We start from the raw sequence: 22,223 nt of genomic DNA on the forward strand, positions 1-22,223 counted from the left end.
TGATAACCAAAGAATTAGTTGATGACAAAGTAACAGTAAATCAAAAACTTAACGAATAAACTAGTCACCCTTAGGCTAATTTCAGACATAAAAAAAGCGCAAATTAATTTGCGCTTTTTCACTAGCATGAGAAGTTAGTCACACAAGCCAGCATCGATACAAGTTCCGCCGCTTGAAGCCCAAAAGAGCGCCCCTTTACTCGTAGTATCGTTACCTACAAGAACATAATCAAGAGTACCTTGAATATCTTGAGAAGTTGCAGTTATTGAAACTTGAGAAGAAGTGGCAGCGACTGCAACATTATTTACGAATTTACCGACACTAGCCCCGTCAATAGCTTTGCTGACAGTTTTGTTATCCGCTGCATCACACTTATCAATAGCACTACCTGTCTGGTAACAAACATCAATCGCAGACTTGATACCTTGGGTCGCATTCACAACTTCAGCAAACTTCGCACGGTTGGCATAAGTCTGATACGCCGGCAACGCAATCGCTGCCAAAATACCGATAATCGCAACCACGATCATCAATTCGATCAGGGTAAAACCCTGTTGTTTATTCATCGTTTTTTTCATAAGTTATCTCTCCAGCGAGTAAAGTATTCTTCATCGTCCCTGCTCCGAACGACTCCTTCCCTTGCCATATGGCCCCTCATCCCTGCTCCTTACGAGCCTGATATGAATAGTAACCTATTTTTTATGGCAGTCCAGTGACTTAAAGCAAGCGTCTGTTGATTCTCAAACCGACTAATAGATGTTACTTTACATATAGATAATAATACAAGACAGTTAAGCGGTTAGCGCGGCATTTAACTTGCTACTAAAGTCGCAAATCAAGCCAGTACGTCAGGTGATCTTTTCCATGCCGCTATTAATAGGCTAAATAAGACCATTTTAACCGAGAGCAACAGATAAAAAATGGATTCTCTGAAACGATGAGTGTACAACCTTTTCAGCCCCTCAGCGGCTTGGCTAGACGATTGGTCAACGACGGTGTGTTTTCATCCGATGTGGCAATGGATGCACTTAAAACCGCCCGTAAAGACAATAAACCCTTTATTGCCCATATTATCGAAAACCGTCTCGTCAGTGCTTATCGGGCAGCAGCAGCCGCTGCTGATGAGTTCGGCATGCCGCTGTTTGATCTCGATGTGATTGATATCGAATCGCTGCCGCAAGGGTTGGTCGATGAGAACCTCATTACCAAGCATCACGCACTACCATTAATTAAGCGGGAAAATCGCCTCTATGTGGCCATCTCTGACCCTACCAACATCCAGGCGTTAGATGAGTTTAAATTTCACACCGGTACCACCACCGAAGGGGTTATCGTTGAAGAGGATAAACTATCCCACCTTATCGACACCTTCTTGGATGAACAAAACTCGGCTCTCGATGGTTTGGAAGATGCCGATCTCGACAACCTAGAGATTGATGAAGGGTTACAAGAGCCTCAAGAGGACAACAATGAAGAGGCGGCCAACGATGCGCCTATCGTGCGTTTCGTTAATAAGATTTTGCTTGATGCCATTAAAAACGGCGCGTCAGATATTCACTTTGAACCCTATGAAAAAACTTATCGAATCCGCTGCCGGATCGACGGCATTTTACAAGAGGTCGCTAAACCACCATCAAACTTAGCCCCCCGGCTCTGCGCCCGTCTTAAAGTCATGTCTCAGATGGATATCTCTGAACGACGCATGCCGCAGGATGGTCGGATTAAGATGAAAATATCTAAAAACCGGGCGATCGATTTCCGGGTTAACACCCTGCCGACGCTCTGGGGTGAAAAGGTCGTGCTGCGTATTCTCGATCCGACGAGTGCCCAGATGGGGATTGAAGCACTGGGGTATGATGATGATCAGAAAGATCTCTATATGGAGACTCTACAGAAGCCCCAGGGGATGATTTTGGTAACCGGCCCTACCGGTAGTGGTAAAACCGTTTCGCTCTACACCGGCCTGAATATCCTCAACACCGTTGAACGCAATATCTCAACCGCTGAAGACCCAGTGGAGATCAACCTCGAAGGGATCAACCAGGTCCATGTGAATAACAAAGTAGGTCTAACCTTTGCCGAAGCACTGCGCTCCTTCCTACGTCAAGACCCGGATGTGGTTATGGTGGGGGAAATACGGGATATTGAAACCGCAGAGATCGCTATTAAAGCCGCTCAAACCGGTCATATGGTGTTATCTACATTGCACACCAACAGTGCCGCTGAGACATTAACCCGATTACGTAATATGGGGGTACCCGCCTTCAACATTGCCACCTCGGTATCGCTCATTATTGCCCAGCGCCTCGGTAGACGCCTATGCAGTGGCTGTAAAAAACCGACCACTATCCCTGAAGCGACACTGTTAGAGGAAGGCTTCACCCAAGCACAGATCGATGAAGGCCTAAACCTATTTGAGCACAACCCCGAAGGCTGTAACAAATGTAATAAGGGCTATAAGGGCCGCGTGGGTGTCTATGAAACAATGAAGATGACGCCTGAAATTGCTCAGGTCATCATGGATAATGGTTCATCATTGGATATACTCGCCCAAGCAAACAAACAGGGCTTTAGATCGTTGCGCAAATCAGGTCTACGCAAAGTCATTCAAGGCATTACCAGCCTCGAAGAGATGAACCGGGTGATTAAGCTCTGATAATGCTAACCTTAAAATATTTCAACCTGTAAACGGAAGTTATTCAGATGGCGAAGAAAGCAGCAGATAAAACCCCTCTGACTTTTAACTGGGAAGGCAAGGACAAAAGTGGCAACCCAAGTAAGGGGGCCATCAATGCCGAGAGTGTAACTGAAGCTAAAGCGATGCTGCGCAAGCAAGGCATCATGCCGAAAAAAGTGCGTAAACAGACGCACAGCATGTTTAGCAACCATAACAAACCGATAAAACCCATGGATATCGCCCTGTTCACTCGACAGACCGCCACCATGCTGAAATCCGGTGTTCCCCTACTCCAGGGTTTCGAAATCGTCGCCAACGGTATCGAAAAAGCCAAAATGAAAAAGATTATCTACGATCTAAAATCCGATGTCAGCGGCGGCACCAGCTTTGCGAAGGCTTTAGAACGACACCCCAAATATTTTGATGATCTATACTGCAACCTTGTCCATGCGGGTGAAAGCTCCGGCTCACTGGAAACCATGCTCGATCGTATAGCCAGCTATAAAGAAAAGATCGAAACCCTCAAAAAGAAAATCAAAAAAGCCCTGACCTACCCTATTGCCGTTATCGTGGTCGGTTTAGTCGTGTCAGCGATTCTGTTGATCAAAGTAGTACCGCAATTTGAAAGCGTATTTTCCAGCTTTGGTGCCGATTTACCTGCCTTTACTCAATTTGTTGTCGGCCTGTCAAAAGTTGCCCAAGACTGGTGGTTTGTTGCCATTATCGTCATTGTATTAGCCGGCTTCGCCTTTACTAAGGCCCATGAAAAATCGAGAGGCTTCCGCGAGTGGCTCGATCGTACCATGCTTAAAACCCCCATCATCGGGCAAATTCTACACAATTCATCCATTGCCCGCTTTGCCCGAACCTTAGCTACCACCTTTGCTGCCGGGGTACCCTTGGTAGATGCATTGGATTCTGCCGCGGGTGCATCCGGTAATGTTGTCTATGAAAAGGCCATTCACCAAATCAAAAATGGCGTCTCGACCGGCCAATCCCTGCAAAACGCCGTCAATATGACCGGGTTATTCCCGCCGATGGCCACTCAGATGATCGCCATCGGTGAAGAAGCAGGCTCTCTGGAGATGATGCTTGATAAAGTTGCCAGTTATTATGAAGAGGAGGTCGATAACGCTGTGGATAACCTATCTACCCTGATAGAGCCGCTAATTATGTCGATTCTCGGTATTCTGGTGGGTGGTTTGGTTATCGCCATGTATCTACCAATCTTCCAGCTCGGTAATGTTGTCTGAAAAACTTCCAGGATTACAGTTTTCGCTTTAATAAAAACGTTTCAGGTTAAAGATTTTAATTTTGAGCAATCAGTACGACAGTAGGCCGAATTAGCATGATGTTCGACATAATTGCAGCGCAACCTTGGCTGGCGATCTCTTTAACCTTTATTTTTTCATTGCTGATCGGCAGTTTTATGAATGTGGTTATCTATCGTCTGCCGTTGATGATGGAGCGGGAATGGCTGGAGATGGCAGAAGAGGCTCTTGCATCGACATCAACAGACTCGACATTGGAAACAACAACAGCAGATGCTCAACTCGATGAGACGGTTTTTTCTAATACAGATCAGGCCGACTCAGCACTGGTAGAACCCTCAGTATTAGCAACACAACCCATACCGGAAGCCACAGAGAGAGAAGAGACCAACAAGGTCTTTAACCTTGCCCAACCGGCATCAACCTGCCCTAACTGTAATCACCTAATTCGTTGGTATGAAAACATCCCTCTCATCAGCTATTTTCTGATCCTCAGAGGCCGTTGTAGCGGTTGTAAAACCCCCATTTCAATACGCTATCCTCTCATTGAGCTGATTACCGCCATAATGTCCGCCTTTATCGTCTATCAATTTGGTTTTAATACCGTGGCGCTGGCGATTATTGTCTTTAGTTGGTGCCTAATCACGCTGACCGCGATCGACCTAGATCATCAACTATTACCGGATAAAATCACCCTACCGCTACTTTGGATCGGCCTGATCGTTAATAGCTTTGGCTATTTCACCAGCCTGCCCTCGGCACTCTGGGGCGCAGTTCTCGGCTATCTCTCGCTCTGGTCAGTCTACTGGTTATTTAAGCTAGTGACTGGTAAAGAAGGGATGGGTTACGGTGATTTTAAGTTACTCGCAGCACTTGGCGCTTGGGCCGGAGCGGATATGCTACCGCTGATAATTCTCGTTTCATCGCTGATTGGCGCACTAACCGGCGGTTTAATGATACTTTTCCGGCGTCACGGATCGCAAACACCGATGCCGTTCGGCCCCTATCTAGCAGGTGCGGGTTGGGTTGCGCTATTATGGGGCGATAATCTTACCGATTGGTATCTACAGCTGCTAAGCTTATAGTCGTTGAGCCGATAAAGCCGATCAGAGCAAGTACATACAACGCTGAATTCAGAGAGACTAATATGTTTGTAGTGGGTCTTACCGGTGGTATTAGCAGTGGAAAATCTGCAGTCTCCCACCTATTTGAGCAGTTAGCCGTGACCGTGATTGATGCGGACCAAGTCGCCCGTGAAGTCGTCGAACCCTGCGAGCCCGCGCTAGAAAAAATTACCCGACGCTTCGGCCCTGAGATACGCTTAGCGAACGGCGGGCTGGACCGCAAAGCCCTGCGAAAGATTGTCTTTTCCGATCCCCGCCAACGGGACTGGTTGGAACAGCTACTACACCCTCTCATTCGAGATCGCATTCTATTAAAGCTGGATCGGTGTGATTCAGACTATGCTATCTTGGCATCACCACTTTTATTAGAAACCGATCAGCATCTGCTGGTAAACCATATTGTGGTGGTCGATGTGGATGAAGCGACTCAGATTAGCCGTACCGTAGCACGCGATAATACAGATATTGCACAGGTAAAAGCGATTATCGCCGCACAGATGCCTCATGATGAACGCATCACTAAAGCCGATGACCTGATCGATAACAGCGGCTCTTTCGCGGATCTGAAACCACAGATTGAACAACTACATTTAAAGTTTCTGGCGCAAGCACGACAGGAACAGGAGTCCGACCTTGGCAAATAACCCCACTCACGGTAACAAACCGCTAGTCGCCTGCCCTTGTTGTAAGAAAGAGCAGGAATGGAGTAGCGATAATCCGTTTCGGCCATTCTGCAGTGAACGTTGTAAAATGATCGATCTGGGAGCATGGGCGGCCGAAGAATACCAGATTGCCGCCGAACCCAGTGTCGACGATTACAGCAGCAGCTTTGAAGATGCCGAAGGCACTGATTACCTAGACCGACCGCTGCACTAATTCACAGGATATCTATGGCAGCTTTTCATTGTGATATGAAGGCTCGACGCGATTATGTTGATCTAGCTTTATCGCCCCTAGAAGGGGCTCCTACAGAGCGGCTGCTGTTTTGATGTAGGAGATATCTCTGGCGGCGATATTGCTTGTTGAGGTTTATCGCCCCGAGACGGGGCTCCTACAAGAGCGGTTGCTGTTTTGATGTAGGAGCTGCCTCTGGCGGCGATGTTGCTTGTTGAGGTTTATCGCCCCGAGACGGGGCCCCTACAAGAGCGGTTGCTGTTTTGATGTAGGAGTTGCCTCTGGCAGCGATCGATTACCTGCGCATCAACAGCGAAACCCGCTAATCGCTGCGATTCCTTGACCACCAACATGGATCGCTGTGTCAATATTATCGAGTGATACCCCACCCAGCGCATAGACCGGCAACCTTGTTTGACTCACCAGCCGGGTAAATTCATCCCAACCTAGCGGTGCAGTATCGGGATGACTCGGCGTCTGTTGTACTGGCGATAGGGTAATGTAATCCACTCCGACCCGCTCAGCCTGCTGAATCTGTTCTAAGCTATGACAGGATGCTCCCAACCAACGGCCTGAAAATAGGTCGCGACCATTAAGCCCTTGACGATCCAACTGCTGTAAACGGTCAGAACTTAAATGAATAACGGGTACTTTGGCCTCATTAGCCGCTTCGATCGAGGTATTCCAGATGATCGGCCGGCTTTTAAAACGCTCAGCAAGCTGCGTATAAAGCGCTAACTGCACAGAGTTATCAAGATGCTTTGCCCGCAACATAATCGCGTCAGCGCCATTAAGCATCGCTTGAGCCACGAATCTGCCATACTGATCGGCTAGCTCAGTTAAGCACGACTCGCTCATCTGACCGTCTTCTAACAAAGCCTCTGTCGAATATTCCGGCGTAATCGCAATCGCATTCGGCAATAACAGCGCATTCACAATCGGTTTATTCGCCGCCGGAAACTGATAGTTCGGTAACTCAGACAAACGGATCCATTTTAGCGGCTGACCTTCTCGGCCATAAGCATCACCGCTAAACCGATTGACCCGAAACACATCCAGCAATACTGATTTATCCGGATAATGATAAGGCACCTGTATCAACGGCCGAGAGGCCGCCAGATCGATGGTAATACCTAACTCTTCATGCAGCTCACGGGTCAGTGCGTCGTGGGCAGATTCGCCCGGCTCCACCTTGCCCCCGGGAAACTCCCATAAACCGCCCTGATGCTGCTTGCTATTACGCAGTGCCAGAAGCAATTCGCCAGACTCATTAAAGATCGCTGCCGCCGCCACATGAATCAATTTAGACAAAACGCGTTCCTACTCAACGATTGATTAAGAACGGTAGTCCGCATTGATAGCAACATAGTCTTTGCTCAAATCAGTGGTCCAAACCGTTTCTTGTTGATCACCTCGATTAAGCAGAATACGAATAGTAATCTCTTCCCGACTCATCACTGCCTGTCCAGCCGCTTCGGTATAACTGGCCGCACGACCACCGTTTTCAACGATACAAGCTTCACCTAGCCAGATTTGCAGTGCATCAACATCGAGATTATCAACCCCAGCATAGCCCACCGCCGCTAGGATCCGCCCCCAGTTAGGGTCACTGGCAAACAAGGCGGTTTTCACCAACGGAGAATGTGCCACTGCATAAGCCGTTTTTAACGCTTCCTCAGAACTAGCCGCCTGCTCAACACTGATGGTCACAAACTTGGTCGCCCCTTCGCCGTCACGCACAATAGCCTGTGCTAGTTCGAGCAACACCTTGTTGACCGCCGCATCAAACAAAGCCAACAACTCGGCTGTTGCTTCGCTAACGTCGATACCACTGGCACCAGTCGCTATCAACATGCAGGAATCATTGGTAGACGTATCGCCATCGATGGTAATACGGTTAAACGAACGATCCGCCGCACGACTCAATAGAGTTTGCAGCAGTGCCGGTTCAACCTTCGCATCGGTAGCAATATAGGCCAACATGGTCGCCATATTCGGTTTGATCATACCGGCACCTTTGGAGATGCCGGTTAGGGTAATCAACTGCCCTTGATGTTCAATCTGCATCGAATAGGCTTTAGGGCGAGTATCGGTGGTCATAATGCCACTGGCAGCCTCTAGCCAGCCGTTATCCGACAGAGCGTCAAAAGCGGCGGGGATCGCACTAATGATGCGTTCTTTCTGTAGCTTTTCGCCGATCACGCCGGTTGAGAATGGCAATACCTGAGCAGACGTTACACCCGCCGTTTCAGCCACGGCCTGACACACATCCAGCGCGTCCTGATAGCCTTCTTTACCGGTACCAGCATTGGCATTGCCGGTATTGGTCACCAGATAGCTAGGCATTCCCTGTTGCAGATGCTGTTTACAAATTCTCACCGGCGCAGCACAGAACTGATTAAGAGTAAAAACACCCGCCGTCGATGCGCCAGCGGCAACCTCCATCAATACCAGATCTTTTCGGCCTGGCTTTTTAACGCCTGCGGATGTTGTACCTATACGAAACCCTGCAACCGGGTGCAGCGTTGGAAGCGTGCCAGGACCTACTGCCATTACCAACTCCTTAAACCTTGAAAAAAAAGAAAGCAGCTTGGCTGCTTTCTATCAATTAATCAATCACCGGATCGGGGTAAGTATTACCCCTTAAGCGATCAGCTCAGCTTACCGTGACACTGTTTAAACTTCTTACCTGAACCACAAGGACAGGGATCATTACGCCCGACTTTTTTACCATCGCGTACAAAGGTTTCAACTTCAGCCACCGCTTCTGGTGCTTCAGTCTCAGACTCATCGGTAGCCATCGCTGATGACTCAGCATGCTGGAAATTCATCTGCTGCTGTTCAGCCTGCTCACGACGCTGACGTTCTAACTCGTCCAGCTCTTCTGGTTGGCGTACCTGTACATGACTCAAGATTTTGATCACATCGGTCTTAATATTTTCCAACAGATGTTCAAACAAGATAAACGATTCGCGTTTATATTCCTGTTTTGGGTTTTTCTGTGCATAACCGCGCAGATGAATCCCTTGGCGCAGCATATCCATCGACTGTAGATGCTCTTTCCACAGTGTATCTAGCACCTGCAACATCACCTGTTTCTCGAACAGGCGCATATTTTCTACCCCAACAAACGCCGCTTTAGCCTGATAATCTTCGACGATATCACGCAGAATCCGCTCGCGCAGTGTATCTTCATGCAGGGTGTCATCTTTATCCAGCCACTCCTGAATCGGCATCTCTATGCCAAATTCAGACTCAATATGCTTCTCTAGCCCAGCAACATCCCATTGCTCTTCCAAGCTCTGCGGCTTGATATAATCATTGATCGCATTTTCAACCACTTCAGCGCGCACCGCCTCAATAGTTTCAGAAATATCATTGGTGGCCATCAGTTCATTACGTTGATCATAGACCGCCCGGCGTTGATCGTTCGCCACATCATCATATTCCAGCAGTTGTTTACGAATATCGTAGTTACGGCCTTCAACTTTACGCTGTGCTTTTTCAATCGCGTTAGAGACCATCTTATGCTCGATCGCTTCGCCCTTTTCCATTCCCAGCGCTTTCATAAACTGACGCACACGATCGGAGGCAAAGATACGCATCAGATCATCTTCCAATGACAGGAAGAAACGTGACGAGCCGTTATCACCCTGACGACCGGCACGACCTCGAAGCTGGTTATCGATACGGCGTGATTCATGACGCTCAGTACCGATAATATGCAGGCCGCCCGCCTTCAATACTGCATCATGACGCTCTTGCCATTCAGCCTTAGCTGCCGCGACCTGCTCTTCAGTCGGGTTATCTAAACCTTCCAATACCGATTCAAACTTACCACCCAAGACGATATCAGTACCACGACCCGCCATGTTGGTGGCAATTGTCACCGCACCGGCACGGCCAGCATCGGCGATAATCGTCGCTTCCTTACCGTGGTTCTTGGCGTTCAAAACATTGTGAGGAAAGTTTTTCTTCTTCAAGAAGTTAGAGATCATTTCAGAAGATTCAACCGAGGCAGTACCCACCAGCACCGGACGTTTCTCTTCAACGCAGTGCTCGATCTCTTTTAGAATCGCTTCGTATTTCTCTTCAATCGTGAGGAAGACCAAATCGTTATAGTCGATCCGCGCAACGGGCACATTGGTCGGGATAACCACAACATCCAAACCATAGATCTGATTCAATTCGAATGCTTCAGTATCCGCAGTACCGGTCATACCTGACAGTTTTTCATACAAACGGAAATAGTTCTGGAAAGTGGTTGAAGCCAACGTCTGACTTTCTTGATTAATATGCACGCCTTCTTTTGCTTCAACCGCCTGATGCAAGCCTTCAGACCAACGGCGACCCGGCATAATACGGCCGGTGTGCTCATCAACGATAACCACTTCACCATTCTGCACGATGTAGTCAACATCCCGCTGAAACAGGTTATGCGCCCGCAGTGCCGCTAAGACATGATGTAACATACCCAAGTTTTGTGGCGCATAGAGGCTTTCGCCTTCGGCAAGAATCCCCTCTTTTGAGAGCATCTCTTCAATACGTTGATGACCGCGCTCCGTTAACTCAACCGAGCGGTTTTTCTCATCAACGGCAAAATCACCATCGATCTCGATCTCTTCTTTAGGATCGATCTCACCATCAAACTTTTCCAGTACCGGAATCAAGGTGTTCATTTTGCGGTACATTTCAGAGCTATCTTCCGCGGCGCCAGAAATAATCAATGGCGTACGCGCCTCATCGATCAAGATGGAATCAACCTCATCCACAACTGAGAAGAAAAAATCACGCTGTACTTTGTCTTCAACACTAAAGGCCATGTTATCGCGCAGATAGTCGAAGCCAAATTCGTTGTTTGTACCGTAAGTAATATCGCAATGATAAGCGTCGCGTTTAGTTTGCGGATCCTGACCAGATAAAACCACGCCCACGCTCATACCGAGAAATTCATACAGTGGGCGCATCCACTCTGCATCTCGGCTGGCCAGATAATCGTTCACGGTGACAACATGAACACCGCGGCCCGCTAATGCATTGAGATAGACAGGCAGTGTCGCCACCAGTGTTTTACCCTCACCGGTGCGCATCTCTGCAACTTTGCCCTCATGCAGGGTGATACCACCGATCATCTGCACATCGAAGTGACGCATCCCCATGACCCGGCGTGATGCTTCCCGTACCACGGCAAACGCTTCAGGCAACAGCGCATCGAGGGATTCACCCTGTTCAAGGCGCGCCTTAAACTCAACCGTCTTGGCTTTCAGATCATCATCGGAGAGAGGTTCAACTTCGCTTTCATAGCTATTGATCTGCTTAACAACCTTACCCATCTGTTTGAGCACACGGTCGTTCTTACTACCAAAAACCTTCTTTAACATCGAAGTGAACATAATCTGATTATTTACCTATTAGCAGCGGCGGGCTTGAGCCGGTTAAAGTATAAAATTAACGCAACATTCTACATCTATTGGGGCATCAAATTGAATCTCAATAGGGATATTTTTTCTGTGGGGATAAATGACTGGCAAAAAGCGTAAAAAGCCGAACTAAATAGTTCGGCTTTTATGGCGTTACAACCGCTTAGCTTACAGCTGCTGGTTGTAAGTATGAAATAGGCACTGATTGCTCACGCCCTTCAAAGGTAACAATCTCCCAAGCATCTTCTGTTTCCAGAAGCTTACGCAGTAGGAGGTTATTTAAATAATGGCCGGATTTAAAACCGTGGAATTCACCAATCAGGCTTTTACCTAATAGATAAAGGTCGCCGACAGCATCCAACACCTTGTGTTTAACAAACTCATCATCGTAACGCAGCCCATCTTCATTCAGAATGCGGTAATCATCCACGACAATGGCATTATCCATGCTTCCGCCAAGGGCTAGGTTTTGCGCTCGCAGGTATTCAATATCCCGCATAAAACCAAAGGTACGTGCCCGGCTAACCTCTTTAACAAATGAAGTGCTGGAAAAATCAAGGGTAGCTTCCATATTGCGTTCGGCAAAGGCAGGGTGGTCAAACTCGATGGTAAAACCAACTTTAAAGCCTTCAAATGGCTTAAAGGTTGCTGATTTATCATCCAATTCAACACGAATCTCTTTCTTAATGCGGATAAACTGCTTCGGTGCATCCTGCTCGTGAATACCGGCTGATTGAATTAGGAAGACAAACGGCGCTGCGCTGCCATCCATAATCGGCACTTCTTCTGCACTCAACTCAACAAAAGCATTATCGATACCCAATCCTGCCATCGCTGACAACAGATGCTCTACCGTAGAAACCCGAACATCACCTTTCTGCAGATTGGTCGACAATGTGGTATCACCCACATTCTTCGCCCGCGCATGAATCTCGACCACAGGATCAAGATCGACACGGCGGAAAACAATACCGGTATCCACGGGTGCAGGCTTCAGTGTCAAATACACCTTCTGCCCGGTGTGGAGGCCCACGCCAGTTGCTTTAATGCTGTTGCGTAAAGTACGTTGTCCGATCATATTTCCTGCCAAGGTTATTTTGTGGCGATAAACGCGCCATTCTAACAAAATTACGCCTATATCAGCAATAACTGATTAAGCGTAACACCGACAATGTCAAGCGCATGGGTATAAACCCTTAATCCGCCTGACGCCGCAGAAATGTCGGGATATCCAGATAGGTCTCGGTTTCCCCTTGCGTGCTACTCTTCGACTGCTGTGAGCCAGAAAGTTCCCGCTGAGAGACTCTATTTTTTTCAGCACTGATATGATCCGCTTTACGGCGGTGTACCGCTGGTAGTTCCAGTTGATCCAGATCCAGCGCACCGTCGGGCTTGCGGTTGCTACTGACCACTTTAACGGTAGTGTCCTCTGGTGCCGCTTTTTGTAAACCGGTGGCAACAACAGTCACTTTAATATCATCGGTCATTTCTGGATCGATAACGGTTCCAACCACGACAATGGCATTATCAGAAGCAAACTCTTCAATTACCTGACCGACATCACTAAACTCACCGAGACCTAAATCTAGACCCGCTGTGATATTAACCAAGATACCGCGAGCGCCCATCAGATCGACATCTTCTAACAATGGACTGCGAACCGCCGCCTGTGCGGCTTCCATCGCCCGGTTTTCACCCCGCGCCATGCCAGTCCCCATCATCGAGGTACCCATTTCAGACATCACAGTACGAACATCAGCAAAGTCGACGTTGATCATACCCGGACGGATAATCAGATCAGAAATACCCTGTACCGCACCTTTCAATACATCGTTCGCTTCATCGAACGCCTTCATCAGAGTGCAGTTTTTACCCAGCACCTGAAGCAGCTTCTCGTTAGGCACGATAATCAATGAATCAACATGCTCGGATAACTCTTTGATCCCCTGATCGGCAATCAGCATGCGCTTCTTACCTTCAAACGGGAATGGCTTGGTCACCACGGCAACGGTCAAAATACCGAGCTCTTTAGCCACTTCAGCCACAATCGGTGCCGCACCGGTGCCAGTACCACCGCCCATACCGGCAGTGATAAACACCATATCGGCACCGCTCAGCATCTCGACGATCTGATCCCGATCTTCCAGTGCGGCCTGACGACCAATATCCGGATTTGCCCCCGCGCCCAACCCTTTGGTGATCTCGCCACCTAATTGCAGGACACTGCGCGAGGCCATATTATTCAAGGCCTGCGCATCGGTGTTGGCACAGATAAACTCAACCCCATCAACTTCTGACGAGACCATGTGCTGGACCGCGTTGCCGCCGCCACCACCCACACCGATCACTTTAATGACGGCGCTCTGTGCAATGTTATTCACTAATTCAAACATATCCCTTCCCTCCAGGTTCAGTGCCCGACCCGCACCTGCTTGTGTTGCATTCTGTTTCATTGCTGACTGTCACATCCTGTGAATACTTCAATCACCCGGGGATAACACACTGTGTATCACGCCCCGCTCTAAATTTATTATGTTGCGTCCGTTCTTTATTTCGCTTACAAAATCATCAGAAGTTCCCCTGAAACCAGGTCTTCATGCGCTGTAGTACATTGGGTTGCTCAATGCCATCATCAACCGGTACCGCTTCAGCCATATGCTGAATATCCTGTTTAGCGTATTGCAGCAAGCCAATGCCGGTGGCGTAGATAGGGCTATTCAAAATATCACCCATTCCCCGTACCCCCTTTGGCAACGCCAGACGGACCGGCATGTGGAAAATTTCTTCCGCCAGCTCCACTGCACCTTCCATCTTCGCCGTGCCACCGGTCAGGACAATACCTGCCGCGACTAAATCTTCGAACCCACTGCGCCTCAGCTCAGCCTGTATCAGGGTGAACAGTTCGTCATAGCGAGGCTCAACCACCTCAGCTAACGCCTGCCGGGATAGATCCCGCGCAGGACGGTCGCCGACACTCGGCACCTTAATGGTGTCATCGGCACTGGCAAGTTGGGCCAATGCGCAGGCATATTTAATTTTGATCTCTTCTGCGTGGGGTGTCGGTGTGCGTAACGCCATAGCAATATCGTTGGTCACCTGATCTCCGGCAATGGGAATCACCGCCGTATGGCGAATAGAACCACCGGTAAAGATTGCAATGTCGGTCGTGCCGCCCCCCATATCCACCATGCAAACGCCGAGCTCTTTTTCGTCATCGGTCAATACTGAATAACTGGACGCTAATTGTTCCAGCACCGAGTTATCCACCGCTAAACCGCAACGCTGAACACACTTTTCAATATTTTGTACCGCGTTTACCGCACCGGTCACCAGATGCACCTTAGCTTCCAATCGAACACCGGACATACCCAGTGGCTCACGAATACCTTCCTGATTATCGATGACATACTCTTGCGGTAAAATATGCAGAATCTTTTGATCAGCGGGAATGGCCACCGCTCGAGCAGCATCAATCACCCGCTCTAGATCGTGCTCCATCACTTCACCCTCACGCACCGCGACGATGCCGTGAGAATTCATGCTATTAATATGGCTACCGGCAATACCCACTGTCACCGAATGGATCTTACAACCAGCCATCAGTTCGGCTTCTTCCACCGCTCGCTGTATGGAGTGCACAGTGGACTCGATATTCACCACCACGCCGCGCTTTAGCCCACGGGACTCATGGGAGCCAATACCAACGATATCGATCGTGCCATCTAGGCCAACCTCACCCACAAGGCAGACCACTTTTGAGGTCCCTATATCCAGCGCCACAATCATATTATTTCCAGGCTTCATTGCCATATTCACTGTATCAACCTTGTTGTTGTTCATCTGTGGCGGCCAAAGGGCGCCACTTAACGGCTATGCCGTTGTTGTATCGAATATCAATCTGCTCTATCCGGCCAGCATCTGCTTCTGCTTGCAAACGCTGCTGATAGACTTTCAAAAAACGTTCTAACCTTGCTACAACCTGATCTCGGCCGACAATCACGCGAATACCGTTATCCAGCAATAGAGTCCAAGCCCCTCTCGCTTCCAGCTGTAACTCCACCAATTGCAAACCGGTATTACGCAACATCTGATTTAAGTCGTAATACTCCGACATCATCATCCCAGTGTTACTCGAAGGCCCCTTTAAACGCGGCAATGCGTTGTACTTAGCAACATCATCGGGCCAAAAAATATCCCCTTCGTGGTTTAACAAACCATCTTCACCCCAACGGGCAATCGGCACCTCTTCGGTGACCGTTAAATAAAGCGATGCAGGCCAACGCCGACTTATCCCAACCTGATAAACCCAAGGATTCGCCTGTATCCCCTCTTTAACCGCCTGAATATCGGCACTCAATAAACCGCCATCCATCAAGGCGACTGACTTAGCGGCGATCTGCTGTCGGTCAAGGTGGCGCGTATTACCGGCGAAAGTCACCCGTTCAACCGGCTGATCCAGCCAACTATACAACGACCCAAAGGCATAATTACCTAGGGCAAAAAACACTGCGAGTGCCGTCAAAATAGTGGCTGGCTTGATCCACCAATCACCATCGATAGCCTGCCAACGAGGCAAGACATCATGGTCTGCATCAACGGCCGTTTGGCTGCTAGGCTGCACTTCCTGTGTGTCATTGTTAGCTGAACGTGCAATCGGCTTTATGCGCCTAAACCAACCCTTGCCAACTTTATGCTTTGGTTCATCTGTTTTCTTATAAACCGTTGCCGACGCCCCTCTTTTAGGCGCTTCAGGCTGTGGCTCTTCAGTTGAAAACAGTTTCTTCAACACAGTTAAAGGCTCCCTCGCAGGATCGTCACCACCAACTCTTCAAAACTAATTCCCGCTTGCCGTGCAGCCATCGGCACTAAGCTATGATCAGTCATACCCGGTAAGGTATTCACTTCCAGCAACTGAAACCCCCGCTGCTGATCCAACATCACATCCACTCGCCCCCAACCTCGGCAATCAACCATTTCAAAGGCTTGCTCAGCCAACCGTTTTAACTCAGTTTCCTGCGCTTCGGTCAGTTCATTATCAAAATGATACTGGGTATCGTTAGCCTGATATTTAGCCTCAAAATCGTAAAATTCATGGGGTGTTTCCAAGCGGATAACCGGCAGCGCTTGGCCATTTAACACCGCAATCGTAAACTCAGGGCCGTTGATCCAACTCTCCACCAGCACCGCCCGATCAAACTGTCGGGCCGCTTCGATCGCTTGTGCTAACTCAGCCGCGCTCGTCACCTTGCTCATACCTATGCTTGAACCTTCATGAGCAGGCTTTACAATCATGGGAAAACCCAGTTGCTCAGCTAACTGCTGTAGATCAGTCGCTTCATCAGGTACCACATAGGCAGGTGTTGGTAATCCTGCGGCACTCCAAATCTGTTTACACTTAACCTTATCCATCCCTAGGGCGGAAGCCATAACACCGCTGCCGGTATAGGGTTTCGCCATAATTTCTAACACCCCTTGCAGAGTGCCATCTTCACCGCCACGGCCATGCATAATCAGAAACGCCCGATCAAACACCGCCTGCTGCAACTGCGCAAGAGGGTCTGCGCCATCAGCACATAGATCGATCCCAAACGCATCCACATTGGCCTGCTGCAATCCACGCAAGACTTCGGCACCGCTTTTGAGAGACACGCTTCGCTCAGCAGATGAGCCACCGAACAGCACCGCCACTCGACCAAATTCAGCACGTTCCGCAGCCGTAATCCTATAAGTGCCCATCAATCAGCCTCCGCCACGACGGTTAAATCTAGAGTTAAGTCCAATGTCGACAACTGATGTGCTAAGGCGGTGATATTCCCCGCGCCTTGGGTCAGCAGTAGATCACCTGGCTGCAATACGTTTTTCAGCACTTGAGGCACCGCATCAACCGATTCAACAAACACTGGATCGACACTGCCACGCTGACGAATACTGCGACACAAACTACGGCTATCAGCACCGGCAATAGGCTCCTCACCGGCAGCATAGACTTCCATCAGCAGTAGCACATCGGCTTCGGATAACACCTGCACGAAATCCTCATACAGATCTCGAGTACGGGTATAACGGTGGGGCTGATTAATCATAACCAAACGTTTGTCTGGCCAGCCCTCTTTGACCGCCCGGATAGTCGCCTGAACTTCACGAGGGTGATGACCATAATCATCCACCAGCATCACCGAGCCACCCGCAACGGGAATATCACCTAACACCTGAAAACGTCGCCCAACCCCTTCAAATTTCTGCAATGCGGTACAGATAGCCTGGTCATCAATCCCTTCATCACTGGCCACCGCAATGGTCGCCAACGCATTCAAAACATTATGCCTGCCCGGCATATTCACAGTGACCTGCAGATCGGCGCGGCCATCAGGCCGTTTCACCGTAAAGCTGGTTTGCATACCGCGCTGAACAATATCTTCTGCCCGGTAATCGGCATCTTCATTGACACCGTAGGTGACGATAGGCCGCCCTACTTGGGGAATGATCTCCTTAACCACCGGGTCATCGGTACAAAGTACAGCTAAACCATAAAACGGTAGGTTATGCAGAAAATCGACAAAGGTTTGTTTCAACTTGCCAAAATCACCGCCGTAAGTATCCATATGATCCGCGTCGATGTTGGTAACAATCGCCACCATCGGCTGCAGATGTAGGAAAGAAGCATCACTTTCATCCGCTTCGGCCACCAAATAACGGCTTCCACCGAGTTTGGCATTGGTGCCGGCACTGTTGAGTCGCCCACCAATCACAAAGGTCGGATCAAACCCCGCTTCGGCCATCACCGAGGCCAGTAAACTGGTCGTAGTCGTCTTACCGTGGGTTCCCGCAACCGCGATGCCATGCCGGTAACGCATCAACTCTGCCAGCATCTCAGCCCGACGCACCACCGGAATACGGCGTTCACGGGCAGCACTAACTTCTGGGTTATCATTACCGACCGCCGTAGAAATAACGACCACATTAGCAGCAGTAATATTTTCCGCGAGATGCCCGATAAAGATCTCAGCCCCCATACTCTTAAGTCGCTCAGTGGTCGCCGAAGCGCGAATATCAGAACCGGTAATCTGATAGCCCTGATTCAACAGCACCTCAGCGATACCACACATACCCACACCGCCGATACCGACAAAGTGAATACGGCGAATACGGCGCATTTCCGGTACTTCATACATTTCAGTGGTATTATCAGTCACTTGTTCATTACCTCCAGACAGATATCCGCGACCGTTTGACTCGCATCGGGCTGTCCTAGCTGGCGGGCTTTTTGCGCCATATCTAAAAGTACCTCGCGGTCATTCAACTGCTCTGTCAAAATATTTATCAGCCGGTCTCGATTCAGTTCATGCTGCTGAATCAATAGTGCGGCGCCCGCCTCAGCCAGATAGCGGGCATTGCCCGTCTGATGATCATCAACCGCAAACGGGAATGGCACCAAGATAGACGCCACACCGGCAATACTTAATTCACTCACCGTCAGTGCACCTGACCGGCACAGGACGAGATCAGCCCAACCATAAGCTTCATCCATCCGCTCAATAAAGGGTACAACCCGGATCGATTCCCGATCAGCCAGTCCAGCCTCGCGGTATAGCGCTTCGGTTTCTGTTAGGTTTCGTTTACCAACTTGATGCAAAACGTCTGGAACCATCCCTTGCGGCAGCGCACTCAACACTTGCGGCAATAGTTCATTGATGGCCTTAGCGCCCAAGCTACCGCCAACAACCAATAGCCGTAGTGGCCCTTTGCGACCATCAAAACGCTTCTCGGGCTGCGGCAAGTTAAGAATATCGCCACGCACCGGATTACCGACGACCGTGGTTTTAACCTTACCCATAAAGGCCCCACCAAAGGCTTCCAACACCCGCTTGGCTAACCGCGCCAAGATCTTATTGGTCATACCAGCACAGGCATTCTGTTCGTGCACCACCACGGGCACACCCGTCAGCCAGGCCGCCAAACCACCCGGGCCTGATGCAAAGCCGCCCATGCCGAGTACCACATCAGGTTTTACCCGCCGCAAAACAGCCAATGCTTGATACAACGCCTGTAGCAAGCGCAAGGGTGCCAGCAGTAAGCTTAACTTCCCCTTACCGCGCAGCCCTTGCACATTAATACCGTGCAATTTAATGTCTGCCGCCGGCACAACATCGGCTTCAATCCCAGCAGCCGTACCTAGCCACTCGACGGCAACACCCTGCTGGCGTAAGCAGTCTGCAGTGGCCAGCGCCGGAAAAACATGTCCACCGGTACCACCCGCCATAATCAATACTTTGCGGCTGCTATTCATCTGCACTGCCTGTTTTCAATGATTTCTTTTTTCTTACCGGCGCCTTACCCGCTTCAACCTGTAACCGTTTCAGTTCGTAATCCACCCGCAAGACAATCGCCAACATCACACAACTCACCACTAAGCTACTGCCGCCATAGCTAACCAACGGTAGGGTCAACCCCTTGGTTGGCAACGCCCCCACATTGACACCGATATTAATCAACGCTTGTCCTGTCAGCATAATCGCGAAGCCATAAACCACGTAGGCCATAAAAAACTGCTGTAGCTTTTCGGCCCGACGACCAATACGAAACATCCGCTGGGCCATCAGGCCATATAACCCGACCACCAGCAGCGCAAACACCAAGCCCATCTCTTCGGCTAAGACCGAAAAAACAAAATCGGTATGTGCCTCAGGCAGGTAAAAAAGCTTTTGCACACTATTACCTAAGCCTGCGCCAAACCAATCTCCACGGCCAAAGGCGATCTGGGCTTGGGCCAACTGATAGCCGGAACCAAATGGGTCAGCCCAAGGATCGAGAAAGGTTTTTAAACGCACCACCCGATAAGGTTGCAGCATAGCCAACGAAGGAATCACCACCGCACAACCGACGACGATCAGAGCGAACTGGCTAAACTTCATCCCACCCAGAAAGATCATCCCCATCACACTGCCCATTAACACCACAGCCGCGCCAAAATCCGGCTCTAGAATCATCAGAAAGACAAAAAAAGCCAGTGGCAATGCGGGTTTCGCAATGCCTATCCAGCTACTTCTCACCTCCGTCAGTCGGCGTACAAGATAGCCCGCGAGGTAGATCACCATGGTGAACTTAGCCACCTCTGACGCCTGTAGGTTCACAGGTCCTAACGGGATCCAACGTACCGAACCATTAATTTCCCGGCCCACAACCAACACCAACATCAGTAATACAATACCCAGCAACAACAACCCTGGCCCCATACGCTGCCATACATGAAGCGGCACACGAATTACGGCAATTACTGCGGTTAGCCCCAGCAGGATAAACACACCGTGCCGGATCATATAAAAAAATGGATTGCTGTTACGCACCGCCGCCACTTCAATGGAAGCCGAGCTAATCATCACAAAACCGATCAAGATCAAACACAGCGCCGCCGCAACCAGCAAAGGATCAAACGGTAACACCCGGTGAGTACCGGGGGTCGCCGATCTATCTAATGCGGCTGCACTCATAGCGCCTCCACCGATTCAATAAAGGCATCACCGCGCGCCGGAAAACCACTAAACATATCGAAACTGGCGCAGGCCGGTGACAGCAATACAATGTCACCGGGCTGCGCCAATGCCGCCGCCTGTTGCACGGCGGCAGTCATACTTGCGGCATATTGACCTGATAGGCAACCGACCGCTTGATCAATCAACGCACCATCTTTACCGATACATATCAACGCCCGACCGGCCTGTTTTAACGGCTTATCCAAATCTCTAAAATCAGCGCCTTTACCAACACCACCCGCTATCAAGACAATTTTATGCCCTTCACCTAACGTGGCTGACAAACCATTGATCGCTGCAACGGTAGCGCCAACATTGGTGCCCTTACTATCATTGAAATAGTTAATGCCATTTTTCTCGGCAACCCACTGACAACGATGCTTTAACTCGGCGAACTGCTTTAAGGTGTGCAACATCGACTCGAGCGGGATATTCACCGCCTCACCTAAAGCCAACGCCGCAAGCGCATTCGCCAAATTATGTTGCCCTTGAATTTTCAATTCACTCACCGCCAATAATGGCGTTAAGCCTCGGGCCAAAAAGGTTTGCCCTTGCTGTTCGATCAAACCAAACTGATTAAGGTCGGGCCGCCCTAAACCAAAACTACTAATCTTAACCCCGGTACTCACCAGTGGTGAGGTCAATGGATCATCTCGATTGATCACCACATTCGCCGCACCTTTAAACACCCGATGCTTAGCCTGATAATAGAGTTGCAGACTTTGATCATAGCGATCCAAATGATCAGGACTTACATTAAGCACAGTGGCGGCGGTAGCCCGCAGGTCATTCACCGTTTCCAGTTGAAAACTAGACAGCTCTAAAACATATAGCTGCTGTTCCCCATCACTCAGCATATCCAACACGGGCGTGCCTAGATTGCCGCCAATACCGGTATCAATCCCAGCATCTAAGGCCATCTGTCCCACCAGCGTGGTCACGGTGCTTTTCGCATTCGAGCCGGTAATGGCAACAATCGGAGCACTGATCGCCTGACAGAACAGATCTATATCACCGCTGAGCTTTACTCCGGCGGCAACCGCAGCCTGAATCGCTGGCTGATCTTTTGCCACCCCAGGGCTGAGTATCATTTCACTGGCACGGCATAGCAGCGTGGCATCGAGCTCACCACAGTGCAGTTCAACATGAGGGAACTCTGAACGAATCGCGGCAAGATTTGGTGGCGCATCACGGGTATCCAACAACATAAACGGCAACCCTTTTGCCGCTAAATAGCGGGCACAGGAAAGCCCGGTCTGTCCCAGGCCAATAATAATCCGCTGTTGATCCGTCGCTATCAGGTTCAC

The 22,223-nt window shown here is 49.6% G+C and carries 18 protein-coding genes; 5 read left to right on the forward strand and 13 right to left on the reverse strand.

The genetic code is table 11. The features are described from left to right. Positions 1-134: 134 nt before the first annotated feature. On the reverse strand, positions 135-566 hold the full coding sequence (locus ACN0T0_RS15170) for a pilin (RefSeq protein WP_417227643.1): 432 nt from the start codon (positions 564-566) through the stop codon (positions 135-137). 371 nt (positions 567-937) lie between these two features. Here ACN0T0_RS15170 and pilB point away from each other — a divergent pair, with 371 nt between their 5' ends. The 5 genes from pilB to ACN0T0_RS15195 all read left to right on the forward strand — a co-directional run bounded on the left by pilB (position 938) and on the right by ACN0T0_RS15195 (position 5,948). Next, entirely contained in the window at positions 938-2,656 is a 1,719-nt protein-coding gene (gene pilB / locus ACN0T0_RS15175) for a type IV-A pilus assembly ATPase PilB (RefSeq protein WP_417227529.1), read from the forward strand. Positions 2,657-2,703: 47 nt separating this feature from the next. Beyond that, positions 2,704-3,930 carry a type II secretion system F family protein gene (locus ACN0T0_RS15180; protein ID WP_417227531.1) on the forward strand — a complete coding sequence of 409 codons (1,227 nt, stop codon included), beginning with the start codon at positions 2,704-2,706 and terminating at the stop codon, positions 3,928-3,930. A gap of 95 nt (positions 3,931-4,025) precedes the next feature. Next, a complete protein-coding gene (locus ACN0T0_RS15185) occupies positions 4,026-5,033 on the forward strand; it encodes a prepilin peptidase (protein WP_417227533.1) in 1,008 nt (335 codons plus the stop codon). 62 nt (positions 5,034-5,095) lie between these two features. Continuing rightward, positions 5,096-5,716, forward strand: coding sequence for a dephospho-CoA kinase (coaE, locus tag ACN0T0_RS15190; protein WP_417227535.1), 621 nt, complete (start codon positions 5,096-5,098; stop codon positions 5,714-5,716). Further along, positions 5,706-5,948: a DNA gyrase inhibitor YacG gene (locus ACN0T0_RS15195; protein ID WP_417227537.1), complete on the forward strand. Its 243-nt coding sequence runs from the start codon at positions 5,706-5,708 to the stop codon at positions 5,946-5,948. Before coaE ends, ACN0T0_RS15195 begins: the two co-directional genes overlap by 11 nt. 324 nt (positions 5,949-6,272) lie before the next feature. Here ACN0T0_RS15195 and ACN0T0_RS15200 read toward each other — a convergent pair whose 3' ends face one another. The 12 genes from ACN0T0_RS15200 to murD form a co-directional block, all read right to left on the reverse strand. Then, the gene (locus tag ACN0T0_RS15200) at positions 6,273-7,277 is read right to left on the reverse strand and encodes a Nudix family hydrolase (protein ID WP_417227539.1); all 1,005 of its coding nucleotides are present in this window, start codon (positions 7,275-7,277) and stop codon (positions 6,273-6,275) included. Positions 7,278-7,301: 24 nt separating this feature from the next. Then, positions 7,302-8,519 carry a bifunctional glutamate N-acetyltransferase/amino-acid acetyltransferase ArgJ gene (argJ, locus tag ACN0T0_RS15205; RefSeq protein WP_417227541.1) on the reverse strand — a complete coding sequence of 406 codons (1,218 nt, stop codon included), beginning with the start codon at positions 8,517-8,519 and terminating at the stop codon, positions 7,302-7,304. A gap of 98 nt (positions 8,520-8,617) precedes the next feature. Then, positions 8,618-11,359 (reverse strand): preprotein translocase subunit SecA, encoded by a 2,742-nt coding sequence (gene secA, locus ACN0T0_RS15210; protein WP_417227543.1) that lies wholly within the window; start codon positions 11,357-11,359, stop codon positions 8,618-8,620. Positions 11,360-11,549: 190 nt separating this feature from the next. Continuing rightward, on the reverse strand, positions 11,550-12,464 hold the full coding sequence (lpxC, locus tag ACN0T0_RS15215) for a UDP-3-O-acyl-N-acetylglucosamine deacetylase (RefSeq protein ID WP_417227545.1): 915 nt from the start codon (positions 12,462-12,464) through the stop codon (positions 11,550-11,552). A 118-nt stretch (positions 12,465-12,582) separates the two neighbouring features. Then, a complete protein-coding gene (gene ftsZ / locus ACN0T0_RS15220; RefSeq protein ID WP_417227645.1) occupies positions 12,583-13,779 on the reverse strand; it encodes a cell division protein FtsZ in 1,197 nt (398 codons plus the stop codon). Positions 13,780-13,954: 175 nt separating this feature from the next. Continuing rightward, on the reverse strand, positions 13,955-15,196 hold the full coding sequence (ftsA, locus tag ACN0T0_RS15225; RefSeq protein WP_417227647.1) for a cell division protein FtsA: 1,242 nt from the start codon (positions 15,194-15,196) through the stop codon (positions 13,955-13,957). Between the two features lie 10 nt (positions 15,197-15,206). Beyond that, positions 15,207-16,175 (reverse strand): cell division protein FtsQ/DivIB, encoded by a 969-nt coding sequence (locus ACN0T0_RS15230; protein ID WP_417227547.1) that lies wholly within the window; start codon positions 16,173-16,175, stop codon positions 15,207-15,209. Positions 16,176-16,177: 2 nt separating this feature from the next. Then, the gene (locus ACN0T0_RS15235) at positions 16,178-17,122 is read right to left on the reverse strand and encodes a D-alanine--D-alanine ligase (RefSeq protein ID WP_417227549.1); all 945 of its coding nucleotides are present in this window, start codon (positions 17,120-17,122) and stop codon (positions 16,178-16,180) included. Further along, positions 17,122-18,558 carry a UDP-N-acetylmuramate--L-alanine ligase gene (murC, locus tag ACN0T0_RS15240; RefSeq protein ID WP_417227649.1) on the reverse strand — a complete coding sequence of 479 codons (1,437 nt, stop codon included), beginning with the start codon at positions 18,556-18,558 and terminating at the stop codon, positions 17,122-17,124. The genes ACN0T0_RS15235 and murC overlap by 1 nt, the downstream gene beginning before the upstream one ends. 17 nt (positions 18,559-18,575) lie before the next feature. Next, positions 18,576-19,673: an undecaprenyldiphospho-muramoylpentapeptide beta-N-acetylglucosaminyltransferase gene (murG, locus tag ACN0T0_RS15245; RefSeq protein WP_417227551.1), complete on the reverse strand. Its 1,098-nt coding sequence runs from the start codon at positions 19,671-19,673 to the stop codon at positions 18,576-18,578. Continuing rightward, positions 19,666-20,874: a putative lipid II flippase FtsW gene (ftsW, locus tag ACN0T0_RS15250; protein ID WP_417227553.1), complete on the reverse strand. Its 1,209-nt coding sequence runs from the start codon at positions 20,872-20,874 to the stop codon at positions 19,666-19,668. Before ftsW ends, murG begins: the two co-directional genes overlap by 8 nt. Beyond that, positions 20,871-22,223: a UDP-N-acetylmuramoyl-L-alanine--D-glutamate ligase gene (murD, locus tag ACN0T0_RS15255; protein ID WP_417227555.1), complete on the reverse strand. Its 1,353-nt coding sequence runs from the start codon at positions 22,221-22,223 to the stop codon at positions 20,871-20,873. The genes ftsW and murD overlap by 4 nt, the downstream gene beginning before the upstream one ends.

It is taken from the genome of Amphritea sp. (assembly GCF_048266285.1).
Taxonomy (GTDB): Bacteria; Pseudomonadota; Gammaproteobacteria; order Pseudomonadales; family Balneatricaceae; genus Amphritea.